The sequence below is a fragment of the Streptomyces sp. NPDC020917 genome (assembly GCF_044333795.1).
Classification (GTDB): Bacteria; Actinomycetota; Actinomycetes; order Streptomycetales; family Streptomycetaceae; genus Actinacidiphila.
Map to the genome: position 1 here is coordinate 1 of NZ_JBIRRR010000033.1, position 19,780 is coordinate 19,780.

18 protein-coding genes are annotated in these 19,780 nt (G+C 73.7%); 4 read left to right on the forward strand and 14 right to left on the reverse strand.

What is annotated here, in order from left to right; genetic code table 11:
• Nucleotides 1–234: 234 nt before the first annotated feature.
• From ACH4TG_RS39300 to ACH4TG_RS39325, 6 genes are all read right to left on the reverse strand, one after another.
• Nucleotides 235–609 carry a hypothetical protein gene (locus tag ACH4TG_RS39300; RefSeq protein ID WP_398247835.1) on the reverse strand — a complete coding sequence of 125 codons (375 nt, stop codon included), beginning with the start codon at nucleotides 607–609 and terminating at the stop codon, nucleotides 235–237.
• A 136-nt stretch (nucleotides 610–745) separates the two neighbouring features.
• Nucleotides 746–1,138, reverse strand: a complete 393-nt coding sequence (locus ACH4TG_RS39305; RefSeq protein ID WP_398247837.1) for a roadblock/LC7 domain-containing protein — start codon at nucleotides 1,136–1,138, stop codon at nucleotides 746–748.
• 82 nt (nucleotides 1,139–1,220) lie between these two features.
• Entirely contained in the window at nucleotides 1,221–2,045 is an 825-nt protein-coding gene (locus ACH4TG_RS39310) for a transcriptional regulator (protein ID WP_398247839.1), read from the reverse strand.
• A gap of 17 nt (nucleotides 2,046–2,062) precedes the next feature.
• Complete coding sequence (locus tag ACH4TG_RS39315; RefSeq protein ID WP_398247841.1) at nucleotides 2,063–2,482, reverse strand: hypothetical protein; 420 nt, start codon at nucleotides 2,480–2,482, stop codon at nucleotides 2,063–2,065.
• Between the two features lie 178 nt (nucleotides 2,483–2,660).
• Complete coding sequence (locus ACH4TG_RS39320) at nucleotides 2,661–3,638, reverse strand: ADP-ribosylglycohydrolase family protein (protein WP_398247843.1); 978 nt, start codon at nucleotides 3,636–3,638, stop codon at nucleotides 2,661–2,663.
• Entirely contained in the window at nucleotides 3,635–4,543 is a 909-nt protein-coding gene (locus tag ACH4TG_RS39325; protein WP_398247845.1) for a hypothetical protein, read from the reverse strand. Before ACH4TG_RS39325 ends, ACH4TG_RS39320 begins: the two co-directional genes overlap by 4 nt.
• A 288-nt stretch (nucleotides 4,544–4,831) precedes the next feature.
• Here ACH4TG_RS39325 and ACH4TG_RS39330 point away from each other — a divergent pair, with 288 nt between their 5' ends.
• Nucleotides 4,832–6,904 (forward strand): glycosyl hydrolase family 8, encoded by a 2,073-nt coding sequence (locus tag ACH4TG_RS39330; RefSeq protein WP_398247847.1) that lies wholly within the window; start codon nucleotides 4,832–4,834, stop codon nucleotides 6,902–6,904.
• A 147-nt stretch (nucleotides 6,905–7,051) separates the two neighbouring features.
• Here the strand turns inward: ACH4TG_RS39330 and ACH4TG_RS39335 are convergent, their stop codons facing one another.
• The gene (locus tag ACH4TG_RS39335; protein WP_398247849.1) at nucleotides 7,052–7,237 is read right to left on the reverse strand and encodes a hypothetical protein; all 186 of its coding nucleotides are present in this window, start codon (nucleotides 7,235–7,237) and stop codon (nucleotides 7,052–7,054) included.
• 16 nt (nucleotides 7,238–7,253) lie between these two features.
• Here ACH4TG_RS39335 and ACH4TG_RS39340 point away from each other — a divergent pair, with 16 nt between their 5' ends.
• Nucleotides 7,254–7,580 carry a hypothetical protein gene (locus ACH4TG_RS39340; protein WP_398247850.1) on the forward strand — a complete coding sequence of 109 codons (327 nt, stop codon included), beginning with the start codon at nucleotides 7,254–7,256 and terminating at the stop codon, nucleotides 7,578–7,580.
• Nucleotides 7,581–7,634: 54 nt separating this feature from the next.
• On the opposite strand, the gene ACH4TG_RS39345 is transcribed toward ACH4TG_RS39340, so the two are convergent.
• The gene (locus tag ACH4TG_RS39345; protein ID WP_398247852.1) at nucleotides 7,635–8,150 is read right to left on the reverse strand and encodes a GNAT family N-acetyltransferase; all 516 of its coding nucleotides are present in this window, start codon (nucleotides 8,148–8,150) and stop codon (nucleotides 7,635–7,637) included.
• A 448-nt stretch (nucleotides 8,151–8,598) separates the two neighbouring features.
• Here ACH4TG_RS39345 and ACH4TG_RS39350 point away from each other — a divergent pair, with 448 nt between their 5' ends.
• Nucleotides 8,599–9,840, forward strand: a complete 1,242-nt coding sequence (locus ACH4TG_RS39350; protein ID WP_398247853.1) for a threonine/serine exporter family protein — start codon at nucleotides 8,599–8,601, stop codon at nucleotides 9,838–9,840.
• Nucleotides 9,841–9,889: 49 nt separating this feature from the next.
• On the opposite strand, the gene ACH4TG_RS39355 is transcribed toward ACH4TG_RS39350, so the two are convergent.
• From ACH4TG_RS39355 to ACH4TG_RS39375, 5 genes are all read right to left on the reverse strand, one after another.
• Nucleotides 9,890–10,489 (reverse strand): hypothetical protein, encoded by a 600-nt coding sequence (locus ACH4TG_RS39355; RefSeq protein ID WP_398247855.1) that lies wholly within the window; start codon nucleotides 10,487–10,489, stop codon nucleotides 9,890–9,892.
• Between the two features lie 67 nt (nucleotides 10,490–10,556).
• Nucleotides 10,557–11,351, reverse strand: coding sequence for a hypothetical protein (locus ACH4TG_RS39360; RefSeq protein WP_398247856.1), 795 nt, complete (start codon nucleotides 11,349–11,351; stop codon nucleotides 10,557–10,559).
• 258 nt (nucleotides 11,352–11,609) lie between these two features.
• Complete coding sequence (locus ACH4TG_RS39365) at nucleotides 11,610–12,470, reverse strand: class I SAM-dependent methyltransferase (protein WP_398247858.1); 861 nt, start codon at nucleotides 12,468–12,470, stop codon at nucleotides 11,610–11,612.
• 110 nt (nucleotides 12,471–12,580) lie between these two features.
• The gene (locus tag ACH4TG_RS39370; RefSeq protein ID WP_398247860.1) at nucleotides 12,581–14,503 is read right to left on the reverse strand and encodes an alpha-L-fucosidase; all 1,923 of its coding nucleotides are present in this window, start codon (nucleotides 14,501–14,503) and stop codon (nucleotides 12,581–12,583) included.
• Entirely contained in the window at nucleotides 14,500–16,491 is a 1,992-nt protein-coding gene (locus ACH4TG_RS39375) for a family 20 glycosylhydrolase (RefSeq protein ID WP_398247862.1), read from the reverse strand. Before ACH4TG_RS39375 ends, ACH4TG_RS39370 begins: the two co-directional genes overlap by 4 nt.
• Before the next feature lie 191 nt (nucleotides 16,492–16,682).
• Between ACH4TG_RS39375 and ACH4TG_RS39380 the strand changes: the two genes are divergently transcribed.
• Entirely contained in the window at nucleotides 16,683–17,579 is an 897-nt protein-coding gene (locus tag ACH4TG_RS39380) for a MurR/RpiR family transcriptional regulator (RefSeq protein ID WP_398247863.1), read from the forward strand.
• 9 nt (nucleotides 17,580–17,588) lie between these two features.
• Here ACH4TG_RS39380 and ACH4TG_RS39385 read toward each other — a convergent pair whose 3' ends face one another.
• On the reverse strand, nucleotides 17,589–19,736 hold the full coding sequence (locus tag ACH4TG_RS39385) for a glycogen debranching N-terminal domain-containing protein (RefSeq protein WP_398247865.1): 2,148 nt from the start codon (nucleotides 19,734–19,736) through the stop codon (nucleotides 17,589–17,591).
• Nucleotides 19,737–19,780 lie beyond the last annotated feature (44 nt).

Genomic DNA, 19,780 nt, shown 5'->3' on the forward strand with positions numbered 1-19,780 from the left:
CCATCACCCTCGACCTCACCCCCACCCACCACATCAACAACATCTACATCAACGCCAACCCCAACAAACTCACCCACCTCACCCACTACACCCACTACACCCACACCTAAAGCCATGCACGGCGAACGGCCCACGCCCGCACCCCGGCCCGAACGCGCGCGCGCCGGCCCCCAGCCGCAAGAGCAGCGGGAGACCGGCGCGGCCGGGGGCCGACTGCGGGTCGGCGGCCGAAGGTCAGATCTCGAGGTCGGCCTCGATGCCGCGCAACTGGTGGCGGGCCATCGCGAGGTTCGCGCGGCCCTTGTCGAGGGCCACGTAGAGGAACAGGCCGTTCTTTCCGCGGCCCTTGAGCAGGCGGATCATGTGGTACTGGTTGCCCAGGGTGATGAGGATGTCCTCGATCTCGTCCTTCAGACCCAGCAGTTCCATCGTGCGGACCTTGGCGCGGACGACGTCGGTGTTGCCCGCCGCGGCGACGTTCAGGTCGAGTTCCTTGCCGCCGCCGAGCGTGCCCAGCGCCATACCGCTGGTGTAGTCGACGAGGGCGACGCCGATGACGCCCTCGATCGAGGTCATCGTGTCCTTGAGGGCGGTTTCGGTGTTGGCCATGGTGCGCTTGCTCCCTTGCTGTACGGGTGCCGGGGTGCCCGGCGGTTCGGTTCGTTCGGTGTCGTGCGCGGTGTGGGGGGATCGCGCGTGCGCGGCGGTGCCGCGCGCCCTCGGCGAGCGGGGGGTGGTCATGGCGTCAGCTGTCCTCCTGTCGTACGGCGGCGCCGTCGAGCAGTTCGGCGACGCGGGCGCCGGCCCGGCGCGCCTCCATGTGCAGGCGGCCGACGTTGACGCGGGGTCCGGCCAGCACGGTGAGCACGCAGGTGGGGCCCGCGGCGTAGGTGGCGACGTATCCGCTCTCGCCGTGGACGAGCAGTTCGCGGAACGCGCCGCGTCCGGTGCTGTCGGCGAGCCGCAGTCCGACGCCCAGTGCCGCGGCGGTGAGCGCGGCGATGCCCTCGGCGTCGGCGACGGGCGGATCCGCGGCCAGGACCAGGCCGTCGACGCTGGCCGCCACGGCCGCCGTCACGTCGGCGGTGCGGATGCGCAGGCGGGCCAACTCCTCGCGAACCTCGGCCTCGTGCGCCATCAGTTTCCTCCTCTCGGCGCGTTGTCTCAGTCCCCGCCTCCTCACGGCGCGGACCGTGCCGCGGGGGCGGCGGGGGGCGGATTCACAGGTGCTCCTCCAATGCGTCGCGGAGCCGGCGCAGGACGGCCACGTCGGGGCCGTCGGCGATGTCCGGCACCGTGAACGGGGTGCGGTCGGGAGTGGGCGGTCCGGTGGTCCCGGCGGCGGCCGGATCGGCTGCCGCGCCGGTCGCCGGGGTGCCCCCGGCCGAGCCGGTCGCGGTCCTGACGGGTGCGGGGACGCGGGTCTCGAGGTGCCCGGCGGCGGCCAGTCGGCGGATGTCGACGAGCGTGTGGAAGGCGGGACGGCCCAGCAGGGTGGCGATCCGGGCCGGCGTGTGCCGGCCGTCGGCGAGGTCGAGGACGTCCTTCTGGCGCCGGGTGACCGGGGGGAGCCGGGCTCCGCGCCGGCGGACCGGCGGGGCGGCGTCCAGGTGGGAGTGCGGCCACAGCCCGGAGAGGTAGTGGCGGCGGCGCCGGGTCTCCCGTTCGATGTCGGCGACACCGACCGGACGTACCCGGCCGAACCAGTGCACGGCGCCGTGCCGGAACCGGGAGGGCCCGCCGTCGGGGGCCAGGACGAAGTAGGCGGCGTCGTACAGCGCGCTCAGGTGCCGGATCTCCAACTCGCCGCCGGACAGGCGTCCGTGGTCGACCAGGTAGCCGGCGATCCGGCAGCCCGGTCCCGCCGCGTCCATCGCCTCGCGCCACTGCTCCTGCGGCAGCCGGCCGTCCGCGGTGAGCAGGACGTCGATACCGGGTGCGGCCGGCGACTCCGCGTGGACGACGACGCCGTCGGCGAGGTAGAGGGCGCCAGTGTCCCGCAGCAGGGCGCCGGTGGCGCGGCGTTCGGCAAGGCGGACCAGCATCGGCGGGACCTGTGCGCTCAATCGAGGACCAGCCGTTCGGAGAGGTCGCGCATGCGCATCAGGGACAGGGCGAGGTTGGCCTGGTCGCGGTCGAGCCACAGGTGCAGGAACACGCCGCCCTCGTAGGGGGCTTCGAGGAAGCGCAGCAGGTGGTAGCCGCCGCGGGCGACGACGATGACGTCCTCGACGGGCGCCCGCCCGTCATCGTCCGGTGTGCCGGTTCCGGGGCCTGCCGGCTCCTGCGGGCCGCTGAACACCGGGAGTTCGGCGGCGGTGCGGGCGAACTCGGCGGCCTCGGCGGCCATCGCCTCGTGGTCGTCGCCCGGCGCTTCCCCGACGACACCGAGGGCGAGGCCGCTCACCCATTCGACCAGGGCCGCGCCCCGGGCGCCGGGCAGCCTCATCGCCTCCAGCAGGCATTCGTCGATGCCGGACACACAACCCCCTTGCGGACACGCCCGGTTGAGCCGCGCTTGGCCGCTCGAGTGACGGAGACGCTACCCAACGTTCCATCAATCGAGGGGAGTTCTGGCATTTTCCAGTGGCACTGGCCGCGGTTCGCTAGGGTCCCGCCGCGAGCCGCGAGCCGCGAGCCGCGAGCCGCGAGCCGCGGGATCAGGGGCCTGCGGGCCCGGACGGACCCTCGGCGGCGAGCCGGTGCGCCAGCGCGACCAGTTCGGTGCGGCGCGGCTCGCGCCCGCCGGAGCCCGGCATCGGCACGTGGACGGCGGCGGCCCAGCGTTCCGGGATCGCGTCCGCTCCGTAACGGGCGCCGGCGAGCCCGCCAGTGACGGCCGCCACCGTGTCGGTGTCACCCCCGAGGCCGACGGCGGCCCGTACCGCTTCCTCGTACCCTCCGGTGGTGCGCAGCGCCCAGACGGCCGACCCGAGGCACGGCCACACCGCGCCGTTGAACTCCGTCGCCTGGTCCGGCGTCCAGTCCTCCGCCAGGACGGCCACGTACCGCGCGCGGTGTTCGGGGTGCACGTGGTCGAGGATGCCGGGCAGCGCGTCGAGCGGGTCGTCGCCGAGCACGGCCCGCCGCACCAACTCGTGGAGGACGGCGGTCCCCTCCCATGCCGCGCGGTCGCCGTGGGTGAGGGCGGCGATCCGGCGGGCCGCGTCCATGGTGGGCTGCCGGCCGGCACCGGCGAAGTACACGGCCGAGGTGGCGGCGCGCATCAGCGAACCGTTCCCCGCGGCCCGCATGTTGGTGGCGAAGTGGGCGTCCGCGGCACGGTCCCAGGGCAGCCCGCCGGTGAGGACGTCCTCGGTCTGCAGGCCGATGTCCTTCGGGTCGGCCGCCGCCCAGCGGCGGAACCGGGCGAAGATGTCGGGGAGGTCCAACCCGCCGCGTTCGAGCAGGGATTCACCGACGAGGACGGCCATCTGGGTGTCGTCGGTGGCCTCGCCGGGGTCCCAGCCTCCTCCCCCGCACATCTCGCCGCCGGCCCCGGGTACCGGAAAGCGGGTGGTGCACGCTCCGGCCGGGCCGAACTCGAAAGGGGCGCCCAGTGCGTCGCCGACCGCCGAGCCGAGCACCGCGCCTGCGGCCCGGCTGTACGGGTCCGCGGGGGTGCCGGGCCGGGTCACACGGCCCCGACGGCCATGAACAGGTCGACATCGGAAACGAGCAGGCGGCCGGCCTGCTGGGAGGAGCTGTCGGGCACGGACGCCCGGACCACGGGGTGGTCGCCCTTGCCCACGGTGACCTTGGTGCCGTCGTACTTCGGTGCCTTGCTGGTCACGACCGCGCGCAGCTTGGCGGCGAGGCGGTCGGCGGTCGCCTGGTCCTTGACCACCGCGCACAGCACCTCGGTGTTCTTCGCCGAGGAGTCGGCCTGCTGGCCGAGTACGGACAGCCGCACGGCGGCGTTGCTGTCGGGGGTGTTGAAGTCGGCGCGGTAGACGTCGCCGAGGCAGCCGGCGGCCTGCTTGTAGTCCGGCCGGTCGGCGAGCGAGGCGCCCAGGCTGGGGTCGGCGGCCGAGAAGGAGCCCGCGGTCGCGCTGTAGGTGATCTCCTTCGCCCAGACCACGAGCGCCGGGCCGGAGCCGTGGGAGGGCTTCCACACCTGTTTGCCGTTCTGCTGGGTCGAGGTGAAGCCGCCCTTCTTCAGCGAGGCGATGATCGCGTCCGCGTCGAAGTGGCCTTCCCAGTGGCCGGCCACGTTGGTGTCGACCGCGACGTCGATCTGGGCGGCGTTCAGGCTCGCACCCCAGGGTCCGGCAGCGTACTGGTTCAGCAGGGCGCTTCCCGGCTGCCCGACACGGGAGAAGCGCTTCGCGTCGCGCTTGCTGAGCTCCCTGGCGCGCTGGGAGTCGACGTAGGCCACCGTCGTCCGGGAGGTCTCCGCGGCTCCCATGTGCCGCAACGCGCCGAGCGTGCCCGAGCCGCCGCCGGAGTTCGACGAGCACCCGCTCGTGGCGGCGACCAGGGCGGCGGCCAGTAGGGGGGTGAGGGCAGAGACGGGAAGGGATCCGTGGGCTGCTGTACACATGACGGTGAAGCGTATCGACGCGCAGCGGCGGAACACACCGCTCCGCCCGGCGCTCCACGGCCGCTCCACGCCGCGGGCGTGGGAGGCTCACGTTCCGGTCCCGCGCATCGGCCCGGCCGGCTGCGCGCTTCGGCCACGACGACCATCATCAGCCGTTTCTGCCGGGCCTCTTGACCGGAGCGCCGACGCGGAGAACTCTGTGGGCCGAGTTAGGAAGCTTTACTAACGGTCGTGCCTCCCCGGCGGAGGCCCGCACCCCCACCCGCCGACTCACTGCTGGGAGCCCGGATGCGTTCTCCTGCGCGACGAACGCGGCTGCTCGCCTCGGCCGCCGTCTCCGCCCTGCTCGCCCTGCCCCTGACCGCGCTGGCCGCGGTCCCCGCCCAGGCGGCCACCGCCGCCCACCCGTTCCCCATCCACACAACCTACAAGGTCGGCGTGCTGCCGTCGGCGTCCCAGTCCGCCCGGGACGCCGCGGTCGAGAAGCAGTACGACGCGTGGAAGGCGACCTACCTGGTCCACGGCTGCGCCTCGAACGAGTACTACGTGTCGACCAAGGGCGACGGCGACGCGCCCAACAACGGACCCGTCTCCGAGGGCCAGGGCTACGGCATGAACATCGTGCCGCTGATGGCCGGTTACGACGCCAACGCGCAGACGGAGTTCAACGGCCTGTGGCAGCTGGTGAAGGACCACAAGGACGCCGACGGCCTGATGCAGTGGCAGCTCGACGGCAAGACGTGCAACTACACCGACAGCGGCACCCCCGACTCGGCGACCGACGGCGACCTCGACATCGGCTACGGGCTCGTCCTCGCCGACAAGCAGTGGGGCGGCTACACCGCCGACGCCAAGGCGTGGCTGGCGAACATCTACGCCCACGACGTCGCCTCCGACGGCCACCTGAAGTGCGAGGACGACGGACCCTCCACCGACACCCGGCCGTCCGACCACATGCTCGACCACCTGCGCGCGTTCGCCGCCTACGACACCGCACACGACTGGAACAAGGTCGTCCAGCGCACCGAGGCGGTCGACAGCGCGTTCAGCGCGGCCTATTCGGCGGGCACCGGCCTGCTCTCGGACTTCGTGGTGGGCGCGAACACCAGCAGCCCCAAGCCCGCGCCCGCGAACTACCAGGAGAGCCAGCCCGACAACATCGTCGGCTACAACTCCATCCGCGTGCCGTGGCACATGGGCACCGACGCGCTGCTGAACGGGACGACCACGGCGGCCACCGCGTACGCCCTGGCCACCAAGGAGTCCGCGTGCCTGAAGGCCGAGGCCGGCGGCAACCCGCAGAACGTCTATCCGCACACCAAGCTGAACTGCACGCCGTACTCCACCGGTGACCAGGCCGAGGAGGCCGGCGACTCGGTCGGGCCCGCGGCCATGGCGGCGGGCGACCAGGCGTGGACCGACGCGATCTGGAAGCAGCTCGCGACCAACCCGTTCGGTGACGGCTACTACGGCGAGAGCATCAAGACGCTCGTCTACGTCGTCATGGCCGGCGACTACTGGAACCCGGCCGCGGCCGGCGCCCCCGCCGACGACTTCTCGGTGGGCGTGTCCCCGTCCGCGGGCACGGCGGCGGCGGGCTCCTCGGTGTCGGCCACGGTGAGCACCTCGGTCACCTCGGGGAACGCGCAGAGCGTCAGCCTGTCCGCGAGCGGGCTGCCCTCGGGCGCGACGGCCTCGTTCAGCCCGGCGTCCGTCACCGCGGGGGCGTCCTCGACGATGACCGTCACCGCCGGCACCGGCACCGCCGCCGGCAGCTACCCCGTCACCGTGACCGCGACCGGGGCGTCCGGCAGCCACACCGCCGCCTACACGCTGACCGTCACCTCCGGCGGCGGCACCGGCTGCACCGCGGGCCAGCTCCTCGGCGACCCCGGGTTCGAGAACGGCAGCAACCCCGCGCCCTGGACGCAGTCGTCCTCGCTGGGCTTCGCCCCCGTGACCGCCTCCAGCTCGGACGAACCCGCGCACTCCGGCGGCTGGGAGGCGTGGCTGAACGGCAACAGCACGGCCGACACCGACACCGTCGCGCAGAGCGTCACCCTCCCGGCCGGCTGCACCGCGTCGCTCAGCTACTGGCTGCACGTGGACACCACGGAGAACACCACGACCGCGACCCCGGACACCCTCAAGGTCCAGGTGCTGAGCAGCACGGGCAGCGTGCTGGCCACGCTGCACACCTACTCCAACCTCGACCACGCCACCGGCTACGTGCAGCACAGCCACGACCTGAGCGCCTACGCCGGCCAGACCGTCACCCTGAAGTTCACCGGCACCGAGACCGACGGCAACGGCGGCACCACGGACTTCGTCATCGACGACACCGCCCTCAACGCCGCCTGAACCGCCCGCCGAAGCACGAAACAGGGGGCCTCCCTCGCCCGCGGGAGGCCCCCCGTACCGGCAGCGTGGCATCCGGAGACCCCCGGAGGGCCGCGCTGCCGGAGCGTCATCCGCGCCGGCCGCTCGCGGCCTGGCGCCGCCACCACATCAAGGCCGCACCGGCGCCAGGTCAGCGCCGGGGCGGCCCTTGCCCGATCCGTTGGACGGCGGGCTCACCGGGTGGCTCGGAGTCGGCCCGGCGTGCGGACGGCCCCCGCCGCCGAGCAGCAGCAGCGCGCGGTTGTCCGCGTCGTCGGCCATGGTGCGGGTCGCCGTCTTCGCGGTGCGCGGCAAGTTCTTGTGCTGCGCCGTGAACTGGGCCTTGCTGACGTTCTTCTTCGGCGCCTTGCAGAAAAACCACTGCGGTGCCGCCTGGCGGTGCGATCGCCAGGCCCCTCCCCCGCCGGGCGGGGCGGCCGGCGGCCAGCCGCTGCTCACCGTGCCCCGCGCCACCCTGGAAGGCCACGAGCAGGACGCGCTGGAGGAGCTCGACGAGATCGACGAGAACCCGACTCCGCTGGTGGACCCAGCGAGCATCGTCCGGTCGCTGTTCGCCGCTCCCGACAGCCACCTGCGTGACGTGCTCAACCGCTACGCGCGCTTCGAGCGCTGGCGCCGCTCCCTCGCCGGGGCCTGACCCCCGGGCGGGGCGGGCGGCACCGCGCCGCCGCACCCTTCGGCTCACCGCCCGTCACACGTCGTCGAACGGCTCCGCGTAGACGAAGGTGCCCCGAAGGCTCGGCCGGTAGGCGGTCAGCGCGCGAACCTGGAAGTAGTCGCCCCAGCCGGGATCCGGCGGGAGGACCCCTGCCTCCGTGCCGCTACGGAAGCCGAAACGGCCGTAGTAGGCAGGCGAGCCGAGCAGACCGACGAGGGGCTCGCCGAGCGCGTCGGCCGCGCCGAGGACGGCGTGCACCAGCGCAGATCCGGCGCCGTGCCCCTGGTGGTCCGGGTGCACGCTGATCGGGCCGAGCCCCAGGACCGGGGCGCCGCCGATCCGCGCCCGGGTGCAGACCACGTGCCCGGTCACCTCCCCCGCTGCGCCGACCGCGACGAGCGACAGCTCCGGAAGCCACGCGTCGCAGGCGCGCAGGTTGTCCAGCAAGGCAGCTTCGACCGGTTCGGGACCGTCGGGCTCGGCGAAGGCGGCAGCGGTGATCGCGCGGACGGCGGGGACGTCGGCACGGACTTCACGTCGGATCAGCACCGGCACAGTCTGAGGCCCGGGCCGTCCGGCGGCAACGGAATTCCGCAGGCCCGCACGCTCGGCTCGACGTCCCGCGTCCGGGCAGCACGGTCACGGGCGCCCCGGTCGGAGCGCCCCCGTTCGGGTGCCCCGGCGTGCGACCCTTCCCTCGCCGGCCGATGCTGACACGACGGGGCCCGGCCGTGCCTCGATGTCACACGCGCGGAGGCGCCATGAGTCCCCCTCGGAATCCTCGATGTACTGACGGATCGCCGCGAGTAGTGCTGCGCGGCATGACCCCGCAAAGTTGGAGCGGGACCGAGGGCCGTCGGTGGCCGCGGCGACCGGATCACCCGACGACTCCGGTTCGACCGCACCCGCACGCCCCACGGCGCGGGCAGTCCAGGTCGAGGCTGGGGTCCTGAGGTCCTTCGCGCGCGCGAAGCGATGAGATCGGGCGGAGACGGGCGTGGACACGGAACGGGAGGCGCACCGGCAGGAGGTGGCCCTCCTTGGCGAGTTGACCCGGCTGCTGCTCGACACCAGCGGTGAGGGCGCCGAGGAGGTCCACCGGTCGGTGATCGCGGCGGCCGGGGGCCTCGGGGTGCGGGCGAACCTGGTGGTGGTGCCCGACGGTGCCACCGTGACGGCCGCCTCCCACGGCGAGCTGAGCACCATCAGCGTCCGGGGCTTCCCCGAGGCGTTCCGGATGGACCAGGTGATCGCGCTCAAGCCGCTGCTCGCGGAGATGTCCGAGGGCCGCGTCGGCGCCGCCGAGGCACGGCGGCGCCTGGCGGCGATCACCACCGCCCGGCAGCCCTATCCGTGGTGGCTGCGGCTGCTGGGCATCGTGCTGTTCGCCCTCGGCTTCGCGCCGCTGATGCAGAGCACCTGGTACGAGGTCGGGGCCACCGCGGTCCTCGGGACGGTCACCGCCGCGCTGGCGATTCTCGCCGAACGGGTGGGACGGCTGGCGCCGGTGCTGCCGCTCGTCGCCGCGACCGTCGTCTCCCTCGTCACGCTGGAGGTGTTCGCCCGCACCCACGCGCACGGCGGGCCGGTGCTGCTGATGCTGCCCGCCCTGTTCTACTTCGTGCCCGGTGACTACCTCAGCGCCGCCACCGGGGAACTGGCCGCCGGCTTCCTGACGACCGGAGCGATCCGCCTGGTGTACGCGGTGTTCCTGCTCGTCCAGCTGTACCTGGGCATCCTGCTGGGCCTCGTCGTCACCGGGCGCTCGCGCCATGACCTGTTCGACGTGGCCGCCACTTCCGACCTGCCGCGCTGGGCGCTGTTCCTGGCGTGGATCGTCTTCACCGTCGGCACCGTCCTGGCGTTCGCCATCCCGCTCCGGCTGCTGGGCCGCCTGCTGCTGCTGGTCTACCTCACGGTCGGCGTGCAGACCGCGGCCACCAAACTCATCGGGGAGGTCGGCGGCACGTTCGCCGCGGCCGTGGCCCTCGGCGCCGCCGCGACCTGGCTCGGCAGGCGCCCGTCGCTGCCGCCGCGGATCGTGCTGCTGCTGCCCGGCTTCTTCACCCTCACCGTCGGCTCCCTCGGCCTGCGCGGCCTGACGGCCCTCGCCGGCGGTTACCCCATCCAGGGCTTCCACGACCTCACCAAGATGATCACGATCGTCACCGCCATCGCCACCGGGCTCCTGGTGGGGTCCGTGATCGCGCCGCGGCCGAAGCAGGCGCCGGTGGCGTGATGCGACACGACGCGGCGGTGCGGTGCGGTGCGGTGCGGTGCGCGGGCTGTCAGGAGGCGGCGGTCAGGGCGATGAGGCCGCGGGTCAGGTCGCGGTAGCGGGCCAGCGCCAGGCGCAGTTCCTCGGTGTCGGCCGTCCCGTCGCCCTCCCCGTCCCAGCACTGCCGCAGCTCCTCGCGGCGCTGCTCGACGAGCGCGGCTGCGTCGTCGAGGACCGCGTCCGCGTCCCGCACGGCGCGCCGCGGGTCGTCCACGAAGCCGCTGACCGCGCGGTCCATCCGGCGGCCGAGCCGCTCCCCGTCGACGGCCGGGGTCCGGCCCGGCGCCGGCGCGGAGTGGTGGCGGGCCGGGGCGCCGTCGTGCGTCGCCGGAGGGGCGGAGGGCGCGGGTGCGGGTGCGGGTGCGGGTGCGGCCTGCCCGGGGCCGGCCGGCGGTTCCGGCGGCGACGGCGGGCGCGGTGGCGTCCGGCTCGGGCGCGGCGCGGTTTCGGGGGCGGGTGCGGGTGCGGCGGTGGCCGGGGCGCCGCCCGTTTCGGGCGACGGGCTTGCCTTCGACGGCGTACCGTCCTTCGGGCCGCTCGTGCCGGGCCGGGTGCCGCCTCCGGAGGCCCCGGTGGCCAGGTGCGACTCACTCGGTCGGTGCAGATTCACCGTGGTCAACTCCTCGCGTCCAAAGGTGCGTCGGGCTCCGCTTCAGGCTCCGCGCGCTCCTCGGGGATCAGTGCGCGCTGCCGGTCCCGTCCTCGCGCGCGGCGCTTCCGGTGAGGGCGGCCAGACGGTGGCCGAGGGGCGATCGGCGGAGCTTTCCGCCGGCTGCGGCCTTGGGCTTCGGCTCGTCCGCGGTTCCGGCGTGCGCGGTCGCCGGGGCGAGCGCGTCGGCGTGTGCGTTCTCGCCGGCGGCCGGCGCGGGCCGGGACGCGGCCGCGGGGATCTCCTCGGGAGCCGGTCCGGCGGCGGGCGCGGGCGGGCCGCCCAGCAGCGCCTCGAACATCTCGCGGGCCGCGACGAGCGCCTGGCGCAGCTCCTCGGTGGCCTTGGGTCCGGCCGTCCCGGGCTCGCCGGTCAGCGCGTGCGCCTGGCGGTAGCCGTGAAGCTGGTGCGGATGGTGCACGGACAGGGCGTCGTTGTGCTCCGGCGACTCCTGGCCGGGGAATCCGCGTCGCTCGGCGAGCCGGCCGATGAGCCCGTCGGCCTCGGCCACGGCCTCGGTGGGGCTGTCGACGAACTGCGCCTTCAGCGCGGCCCAGCGGGCCTCGAACCGTTCGGCGTCCTGGGCCGCGAGCGGCCTGATCTCCAACCTGGCGTACCGCTTGACCCGTTGTGACAGTTCGTGCCGGGTCGCCTTCTCGTCGCCGTCGTGGTGCGCGAGCGCCCGCTCGTACTCCGGCCCGAACCGGTGCTTGAGCCGGACGCCGCCGAGGCCCGTGCCGCCCCGCATCACGGTCAGGGCCACGACGGCGGCGGCCACGACGAGTACGGCGACGACGACGCTCAGGATCGCTGCTGCGGACATGACGTTGCCTCCCCAACTTCCGTTCCTTACCGTCGCTTTGCCGCCGATCGGCGACGCAAACGCGGGCAGCCGGCAGCCGGCAGCGGCACTCCCCGTAAAGGGTTCGGCCCTCGTCCCGGCCGTCGAGCCGGGAAGCACGCCGATCTGCCCGGGCGCGTCGTACAGGTCGACCGCAGCCGGTGGGCGGTGGCTGACCGCCCGATTGCCGTTCACCGACTGGCGCCGCGCTGCCCGGCGAGGGCACGGCGGGATTGCGGGTCAGGAGTCCTGGGGGCGGCGGCCGGCGGTCAGCAGGTGGCCGCTGACGCCGAGGAGGGAGGGGTCGGACTCCGCCAGGCGCATGGCGTGCAGGACCGCCTCGCGCTGGTCGGGGTCGTCCAGCCAGGTGTGGATGCCGTCCATGAGCCAGGCGGTGCCCTCGACGCCGTACTGGCCGAACGGCGCCAGGCCCGCGTCCAGGAACTCCGCCGGCACTTCGGGTGGTTGGTGGAAGTAGGCCGTGGTGAACTCGCGCTTGGGGTGGTGGATGTGCTGGAGCCCGTCGCGGAGTATCGCGTCGGCGGCCTGCTGCCGCTCGGGGTCGAAGTAGAGGGCCCGGCGGAGCGTGTCGTTCATTCCGGCGAAGCGGTTGATGGTCGCGGCGATCACCGGGCCGCCCGGGCGGACGACGCGGCGCGCCTCGGCGAGCGCGCGGACCCGGTCGGCCCGTTCGATCAGGTGGTAGAGGGGACCGAGGAGCAGGACGGCGTCGGCGGACGCGTCGGGCGCGTCCAGCGCTCTGGCGTCGCCCAGCCTGGCGGTGACGCCGGACAGCCGGCCCGCCTGCTCGACGTGCAAGGGCACCGGGTCGACGAGTTCGACGGCGTGTCCGGCCTGCGCCAGCCACTGCGCGTGCACCCCGCTGCCTCCCCCGACGTCGAGGATCCGGGCGGGCGGCCCGGGCAGCAGCCGGCGCAGCACGTCCTGGGTGCGCCAGAACTCCAGCCGCCCCTCGCCCGTGCGCAGCCGTGCGTCCTCGTTGCCGGCCGCGTAGTAGGCCGCGATCTCCGGTAGAAGCCGCGGGAGTTCGGCTTCGGTGGCCTCCGTGCCGGTCGTTTGGCTGTCCGTGGTCTCCGCCATGCACGAACCCTGGCCGACCGGTGCCGGCCGGGCAAACCGATTTACCCGGCGCCGCGGCAGGCGGCAGGGCCCGGACCGGGTGGTCCGGGCCCTGCCTGGGTGCACCGCCGTCAGGAGGCGGGCGGCGGAGGGGTGGTGCGGTAGAGGCCGAGGGTGGACAGGTAGGGGGTGGCCCGGGACTGCGTGATGGTGACGCGCAGCGCGCGGACGCCGGTCTGGAGGGGGACGGTGAGGATGCGCGAGTACCCGATGGTGGTGCCGGTGGCCAGCGTCGTCCACGTCGTGCCGTCGCCGGCCTCGACGGTGAACTGCTGGACGTGCTGGCCGCGCTGGATGTCCTCGCCGAGCCAGATCTGGTCGAACGCCACCCCGTCCGCCAGCCGCAGTTCGACCGCGCCCGTGGTCTGGTCGCCCGGCGGCGACCAGGACGACCCGAGCCGCTCGTCGGACAGGGTGCGGGCGAGCGCGGCCGGCACGGCACCGGCCAGCTGGTTGTGCCCGTAGGTGGCGGCGATGGCCGCGCCGAACCGGGTCAGCTGGGTCACGTCGGCGTCGTCGACCCGGCCGGAGGTGTTCGGCGGGACGTTCAGCAGCAGCACCGCGTTGCGTCCCACGGACGTGCCGTACAGGGCCACCAACTGCTCGGCGGTCTTGGGCCGTTCGCGGGCGTGCCAGAACCAGCCGGGCCGGATCGACACGTCCGCCTCGGCGGCGAACCACTGCAGGTACTTCACGCCGGGTGCGGTGATCGCCGCGTCCGAGCCGATGTCGGTGACCTGGGCGCCGTGCGGCAGCAGCCCCTCGCCGTGGGCTGTGGCGGGGTCGGCGATCGCGGGGGTGACGCTCCACTCGGTGAGGCGCGCGGTGCCGCCCTCGTTGCCGACCCAGCGGGTGCCCTGCGGCCCGGCGAAGGTCACCGTGTCCGGGGACAGCGCCTTGATCAGCGCGAACCACGTGGTGAAGTCGTACGCCTCGCTGACGCCGCTGGACGTCCAGGGGTTGGCGCCGTCCAGCCACAGCTCGTCGATCGGGCCGTACTGGGTGAACAGCTCGTAGAGCTGGTTGAGGTAGTAGGCGTTGTAGTCGTCCGCCGTGACCTGGAAGACCGGCAGCTCCCCGCCTGCCACCGCGTCCGCGCGGTCGTCGCCCTCGACGAGGGTGGGGATGGTCCGCGCGGTGACGGCGCTGCCGCTGCCGTACCGGCCCATGCCGGACGGGCTGCGGTCGCGGTCGTCGTAGGTCGCCTGCTCCTCGGTGCTCAGCGACTTTCCCGCGTCGTGCTTGGCGACGATCTGCTCAACGAACGTGCGGTGCCAGGCGTGCGGGAGTTCCGCGCCGTCGGCCGGCGACAGGTAGACGCCGACCTTCAGCCCGGCCTTGCGCGCGGCGCGCAGGTAGGTGCCGAGGATGTCGCCGTCGGGGTTGACGTTGCCCTCGGCGCGGATCTTCCAGTACGCGGCGTAGTCGTCGCCGCGGGCGGCGGCGGCCCGCGCCCGCGCCGCGGTGGCCGTGGCGTCGGGTGCGCCGCGGTACCACCAGGGGCTGGCCAGCACCGAGTGGTTGGTGTAGCGCGTCGGGTAGACGACGAAGCCGTCGTGGTGCTTGGCGGTGAGCATGACCTGCCGCATGCCCGCGGCGCGGTACGCCTGCATCCACTGGTCGATGTCGACCGCGGACGGCGCGAACGTCGCCTCGTCCTCGCAGCCCGAGCCCCACTCGCGGTCGGTGAAGGTGTTCATGCCGAAGTGGGTGAACCCGGTGACCTTCCGCTCCTGCCAGGTCACCTGGGGCGGGCGCGGCACGATGGCCGCGGCCTTGGCGATGATGCGCTCGGGGGTGTCCCCCGGGTCGACGGGCAGGATCGACGCGGGCTTGATCCGGCCGCCGGCCGCGGCGGTGCCGGCGGTGTCCCCGAAGGTGCCGGCGGACGGCGTGCCGCCGTCGGCGGCCCGCGCGGTGCCGGCGAGGCCCGTGGTGGCGAGCGCGGCGGCGGCCGCGGCGCCGGTGGCGATGAGGTCCCTGCGGCTGATCACGCGGCGCCTCCCGCGGCGGAGAACCGCCAGACGTCGTGGACGGCGACGTCCCGGGGCTGCTGCACGACCGCGGCCGGGTCCGTGGCGTCGAGCGCCTGCTGGGTGATCGCGTCGACGAGGCGGTAGCCGCCGGGCACCGGCTCCAGCTGCCACTTCTGGCTCTCGGAGGTGCCGCACGTCTCGGCGGTGGCGGCGGCGCCGGCCTGCTCGACGACGCGCATGTTGTTCGTCTGGCCGCGGCTGACGTCGGCGCACAGGCCGCTGCCTGCGGCGATCAGGTGGTAGTAGCCGTCGGTGGTCGGCTGGAGCTGCCAGGTGCTGGTGTCCGCGGGCGCGTTCGGGTCGATGGCCAGCGGGGATCCTGCGGTGGCCGGGGCGGTCAGCGCGCCGCCGGTGCTGCGCACCTGGAAGGTGCCGGCGGGCAGCGGCTGCACCCACTGCGGTCCCCAACCGGGGGCGTGGCCGAGGGTGTTGGCCAGTGCGGTGAAGCCGGTGTAGTCGGCGGTCGGCCGCGGGCTGCCCCAGGCGCCCTGCGCGAAGGCCCGCAGGGAGACGAACATCCGCTGCTGCGTGGTGTTCTCGTTCTCCTTGCCGTAGTTGTCGGGCCAGACCATGTACTCGGCGCCGGTGACGCGCGAGGCCGGGTCGGTGACGGTGCCGTCGGCGAAGGTCAGCGGGGTCCAGCCGGAGTTGTACAGGCGCTGCGCGTCGGGCTGGTAGCTGCCACGCACGTAGTACCAGGCGTCGGTGGCGTTCATCACCTGGTAGCCGGCGTTCAGGAGCTGCTGGGTGGTCTGCTTCTCCGGCAGCCAGTGCTCGATGATGATGTCCTTGTTGAGCGCGACGGTGTTGGCGCCGGTCAGGCCGTCGTTCCAGATGCGCAGCGTCTTGCCCTTGGAGCGCACGTAGGCGTCGACGCGGTTGATGAAGTCGATGTACGCGTCCTGCGGGGTGGCGTTCGCGCCGAACTTCTGGCGCGCGTAGGCCAGCAGCTGCGGGTAGTTGGAGTACGCCGAGTTGATCATGTACTCGTCCGCGCCCATGTGGAAGTACGGGCCGGGGAAGACGCTGAGGTCGTTGTCGATCAGCTGCGTGAAGAACGAGAAGGCGGCGGGGTTGGTGATGTCCAGCCGCGTCGGGTCGGGCGTGCCCGCGGTGTTCTTCAGCTGCAGGTCCGGGTACGGCGCGACGTAGGGGTCCACGTGCCCGGGCGAGTTGATCTCCGGGATGACGGTGATGTGGTACTTCGTCGCGAGCGCGACCATCCGGCGGATCTCGGGCTTGGTGTAGTACGAGAAGGTGTTGACGGCCGGGTACTCGTCGTTCTTGACCTTCAGCTCCACATGCAGGGTGTTGAGCTTCAGGTACGCCATGTCCTTGATCAGGCGGGTGAACCAGGCGTCGGTGTTGTACGTGTAGCAGGCGCACACGCCGACCGCCCGCTCGCGCGAGGCGGGCACGTCCGTGGTGGTGCCCGCGGGCAGGTCGCCACCGCTGAGCATCTGCAGCACGGTGCGGGTGCCGTAGAAGAGGCCGGCCGCGCCGGCACCCGTGATCTGCGCCTCCGTGCCCACCGTCAACTGGTAGCCCTCGGTGCCCAGTTCGGTGCGGCTCGGGTCGGTGCGCAGCACGATGTCACCGGGCTTCGCGGGGCCGCCGACCACCGGCACGTGGCGGCCGAGGACGTCGTACAGGTTGTCGGCCAGGAGGCGGGCGGTGGCCTCACCGGTGGCGTCGGTGTCGATCCGGAAGTCCGGGCCGAGGTGCAGGGAGCCGCTGCCCGGGGCCCAGTTCTGCAGGGCGGGGATCAGCGCCGGGGCCGCGGCCGCCGTGGTGGCCGCGGGGGCGGTGTCGTCCGCGGCGGCGGGACCGGCGAGAGCGGTCGCGGTCATCCCCGCGCACGTCAGCAGCGTGGCGATCGCGGTGGTGACTCTGCCGAGGGACCGGCCGGCGGGCCGGGGACGGCGGAGGTCCTCGTGGGATGTCATGGGTGTGCACTCCAGGTTCGGAAGGTGGGTGGTGCTGCCCGATCACATGTGTCCGGAGAAAAATTATTCTTCGCGGGGAGGACTGTGCCCGCTGTTCACCGGACTCGTCAATGGCATGCGCACAACGTTGACACCCATCGGGGAGGCCGTGAAGAATAATTGTTTGCTCCCCCCAGTGAGAGGGTCCCCCCATGCGCTCTGCCGCCGAGCTTTCCGACGACCGGGTCGTCGAGCGGATCCGCGAGCTGATGCCCGGCCTGCCGGAGGCCCAGCGCGCCACGGCCGCGCTGATCCTCGACGACCCCGCCGCCGTCGCCCGGATGACCATCCTCGACCTCGCGGACGCCTGCCGGGTCTCCACCGGGAGCATCACGCGCTTCTGCCGCACGCTCGGCCTGCCCGGCTACTCCGCCCTGCGGATCGCGCTGGCCGCCGACACCGGCCGCTCGGAGAGCGAGACGTGGCAGGCCAACATGGGCCGGCAGATCTCCGAGAACGACGAGCTGGGGCAGGTCGCCGAGGCCATCTCGGCGGCCGTGCGCCACTCGGTCGGTGAGACGCTGTCCCGGCTGGACCTGTCCGCGGTGGAGGAGGCCGCCTCCGCGATCGCCCGGGCGCGCCGGGTCGAGGTGTGCGGCATGGGCGGCAGCGCCGGGATGGGCACCGAGTTCCAGCACCGGATCTTCCGGATCGGGGTGCCGGCGTGGTGCTGGAGCGACACCCAGGTGGCGCTGACCGGCGCCGCGCTGCTGGGGCCGCACGACGTGATGCTGGCCATCTCGCACAGCGGGCGCACCCGCGAGGTCATCGACCTGGCCGCCGAGGCGGCGTCCCGCGGCGCCGTCACCGTGGCGCTGACCAACGACTCCGAGTCCCCGCTGGCCCGCCGCGTCGACCTGGTGCTGGCCAGCAGCGTGCGGAACGACGCGCCGGGGCACAACTCGATCCTCAGCAGGCACGCCCAGATGGCCGTCCTCGACCTGCTCTACATCGCGATCGCCCAGCGCACCTACGATCAGAGCACCGAGGCGATGGCGGCCACCACCGAGGCCGTCAGCCCCTACAAGCAGCCGCCCGCGACGAGTTGAGCGATCCGCTCAGCCGCCCTCCCCGGTCACCAGGGTCCAGTCGTCGAGCCCGTGCACCTCGACGGCGCCGTCCGATCCGGCGGTGACGTCGAACGTCCGCCCCGCCACCCGCAGTCCGCGTACGCGCAGGCCCTCGTACCCTGCCGGAACGCGGGCGGCGTGGCGCAACCGCTGCGCCGGGGCGTCGGGTTCCAGGCCGAAGAGGGACTGCAGGACGAGCACCGGGGCCGCGGCGGCCCACGCCTGGGGCCGGCACGAGGCCGGGTACGGCGCGGGGCGCGGCTGCTCCACGCGCGCGTACCCGGCGTAGAGTTCGGGCAGCCGGTAGCCGAACTGCTCCGCGGCGCCCACCAGTCCGGCGGCCAGCCGGGCCGCACCGTCGGCGAACCCCTCGCGGGCCAGGCCGTTGATCGCGATCGCCGTGTCGTGCGGCCACACCGAACCGGTGTGGTAGCCGAGGGCGTTGAAACCGGCCGCCGACGCGTCCAGGGTGCGCAGGCCGAAGCCGGAGTCCAGGCCGGAGTCCGCGTCGGCGCCCGTGTCCTCGACCGTGCCGGTCAGCCGCCGCGCCACGTGTGCCGCCTCGTCAGCGTCGAGCAGCCCGGTCCCGAGCAGGTGGCCCATGTTGGAGGCGACCGAGTCCACCCGCCGCTTGTCCCCGTCGAGGGCGACGGCGGGATAGGGGCCCGCGCCGTCCTCGGTCCAGAAGCTGTCGCGGAAGCGGTCCCGCAGCTCCGCCGCCCACCGGCGCCGCCGGTCACCGCCCGGCCGGCCGAACGCGTCGAGCAGCGATGCCGCCTTCTGCGCCGCCTCGTGGGCGTAGGCCTGCACCTCGCTCAGCGCGATCGGCGCGGCGGCCGTCCGGCCGTCACGGAAGCGGATGCCGTCGGAGGAGTCCTTCCATCCCTGGTTGGACAGTCCGCGCCCGGTGCCGTCGGCGTACTCCAGGAAGCCGTCGCCGTCCGCGTCGGCATAGCGCTCCAGCCAGTCCAGCGCGGCCTCGGCGTGCGGCAGCAGCGCCTCGACCTCGCTGCCGGGCAGGCCCCAGCGCCATGCGTCGTGCAGCAGGATCAGCCACAGCGGCGTGGCGTCCGCGGTGCCGTAGTACGACGGCGGCAGCCCGAACGTGCTGCCCGCACCCGGGTCGTGGCGGCGCACCTCGTGCAGGATCTTCCCGGGCTGCTCCTCGGTCTCGGGCACGCTGTCCCGGCCCTGCCGCCGGGCGAGGGTGCGCAGGGTGCCGGCGGCGACGTCGGTGCCGAGCGGGAGCAGCATGCGGGCAGCCCACAGGGCGTCGCGGCCGAACAGGGTCAGGAACCAGGGGGCACCCGCGGCGAGGAACACGTCCTGGTGGTCCAGCGGGTCGCGCAGCACGAGACCGTGCAGATCGCGGTCGGAGGCGGCGATCCAGTGCGCCAGGCGGCGGTCGGGGCCGGTCACCTCGGGCCGGCTCCACCAGCGCGTGCCGGGTGCGGGTGCGGGGAACAGGTCACCGTCGCGATGCTCGGCGGTGCACTGCAGCACGGCCTGCCAACTGGCTCCGGGTGGCAGCTCGATGGCGTAGGTCACGGCCACCGTCTTCCCGGACTGCGGGAGTTCGCCGTCCGGCGGCGGGGACAGGGCCAGCGTCGCGGTGATCGCGCCGTCGGTCCAGCGGGCACCGCCCGGGGCGACCTGCTCCGGATCGCGATGTGCCACGTCCTGGCCGGACTTGACCTGCTCCATCGTGGCCAGGTCCGCGGCGGCACGCAGGGTCAGCCGCAACCGCGCGGTCAGGCCGCCGGCGTTGCGCACCGTGTACCGCTCGGTGAGCCGGCCCGGCGCCACCGTCCGGTGCCGTTCCAGGACCACGGCCGGGTCCGGCGTCTGCTCGGCGAGCCCGCGCAGCACGGAGCGGAACACCACGTCCCCGTCGGGAAGCGTCGCGGAGCCGACGGGCACCGCCGGCACCTCCTCGACGACCGCCTCCAGGCGGGACAGCACCCGGCGGTCGCCGTGGTAGAAGCCGTCGGCACCGCCGCGCAGCGCCCCGTCCGGGCCGGAGACGCAGAGGCTGGGGGCGGCGGCCGAGACGCAGGCGTCGTGGAGGAACGGTTGCAGTCCCGGCGCCGACTCCCCCTCGCCGGAGTCGTCGTGAGCCTTGACAGGTGCGTCCACGGGGCCGATCCTCTCTGCCATTGAAGCCGTATTTGGAGCGTTCC

Excerpts from the sequence above, each read along its gene's own strand:
- ACH4TG_RS39330 (WP_398247847.1), top strand. The coding sequence starts at position 4,832 with ATGCGTTCTCCTGCGCGACGAACGCGGCTGCTCGCCTCGGCCGCCGTC.
- ACH4TG_RS39360 (WP_398247856.1), bottom strand. The coding sequence starts at position 11,351 with ATGTCCGCAGCAGCGATCCTGAGCGTCGTCGTCGCCGTACTCGTCGTG.
- ACH4TG_RS39380 (WP_398247863.1), top strand. The coding sequence starts at position 16,683 with ATGCGCTCTGCCGCCGAGCTTTCCGACGACCGGGTCGTCGAGCGGATC.
- ACH4TG_RS39365 (WP_398247858.1), bottom strand. The coding sequence starts at position 12,470 with ATGGCGGAGACCACGGACAGCCAAACGACCGGCACGGAGGCCACCGAA.
- ACH4TG_RS39325 (WP_398247845.1), bottom strand. The coding sequence starts at position 4,543 with ATGTGTACAGCAGCCCACGGATCCCTTCCCGTCTCTGCCCTCACCCCC.
- ACH4TG_RS39300 (WP_398247835.1), bottom strand. The coding sequence starts at position 609 with ATGGCCAACACCGAAACCGCCCTCAAGGACACGATGACCTCGATCGAG.
- ACH4TG_RS39310 (WP_398247839.1), bottom strand. The coding sequence starts at position 2,045 with ATGCTGGTCCGCCTTGCCGAACGCCGCGCCACCGGCGCCCTGCTGCGG.
- ACH4TG_RS39375 (WP_398247862.1), bottom strand. The coding sequence starts at position 16,491 with ATGACATCCCACGAGGACCTCCGCCGTCCCCGGCCCGCCGGCCGGTCC.
- ACH4TG_RS39305 (WP_398247837.1), bottom strand. The coding sequence starts at position 1,138 with ATGGCGCACGAGGCCGAGGTTCGCGAGGAGTTGGCCCGCCTGCGCATC.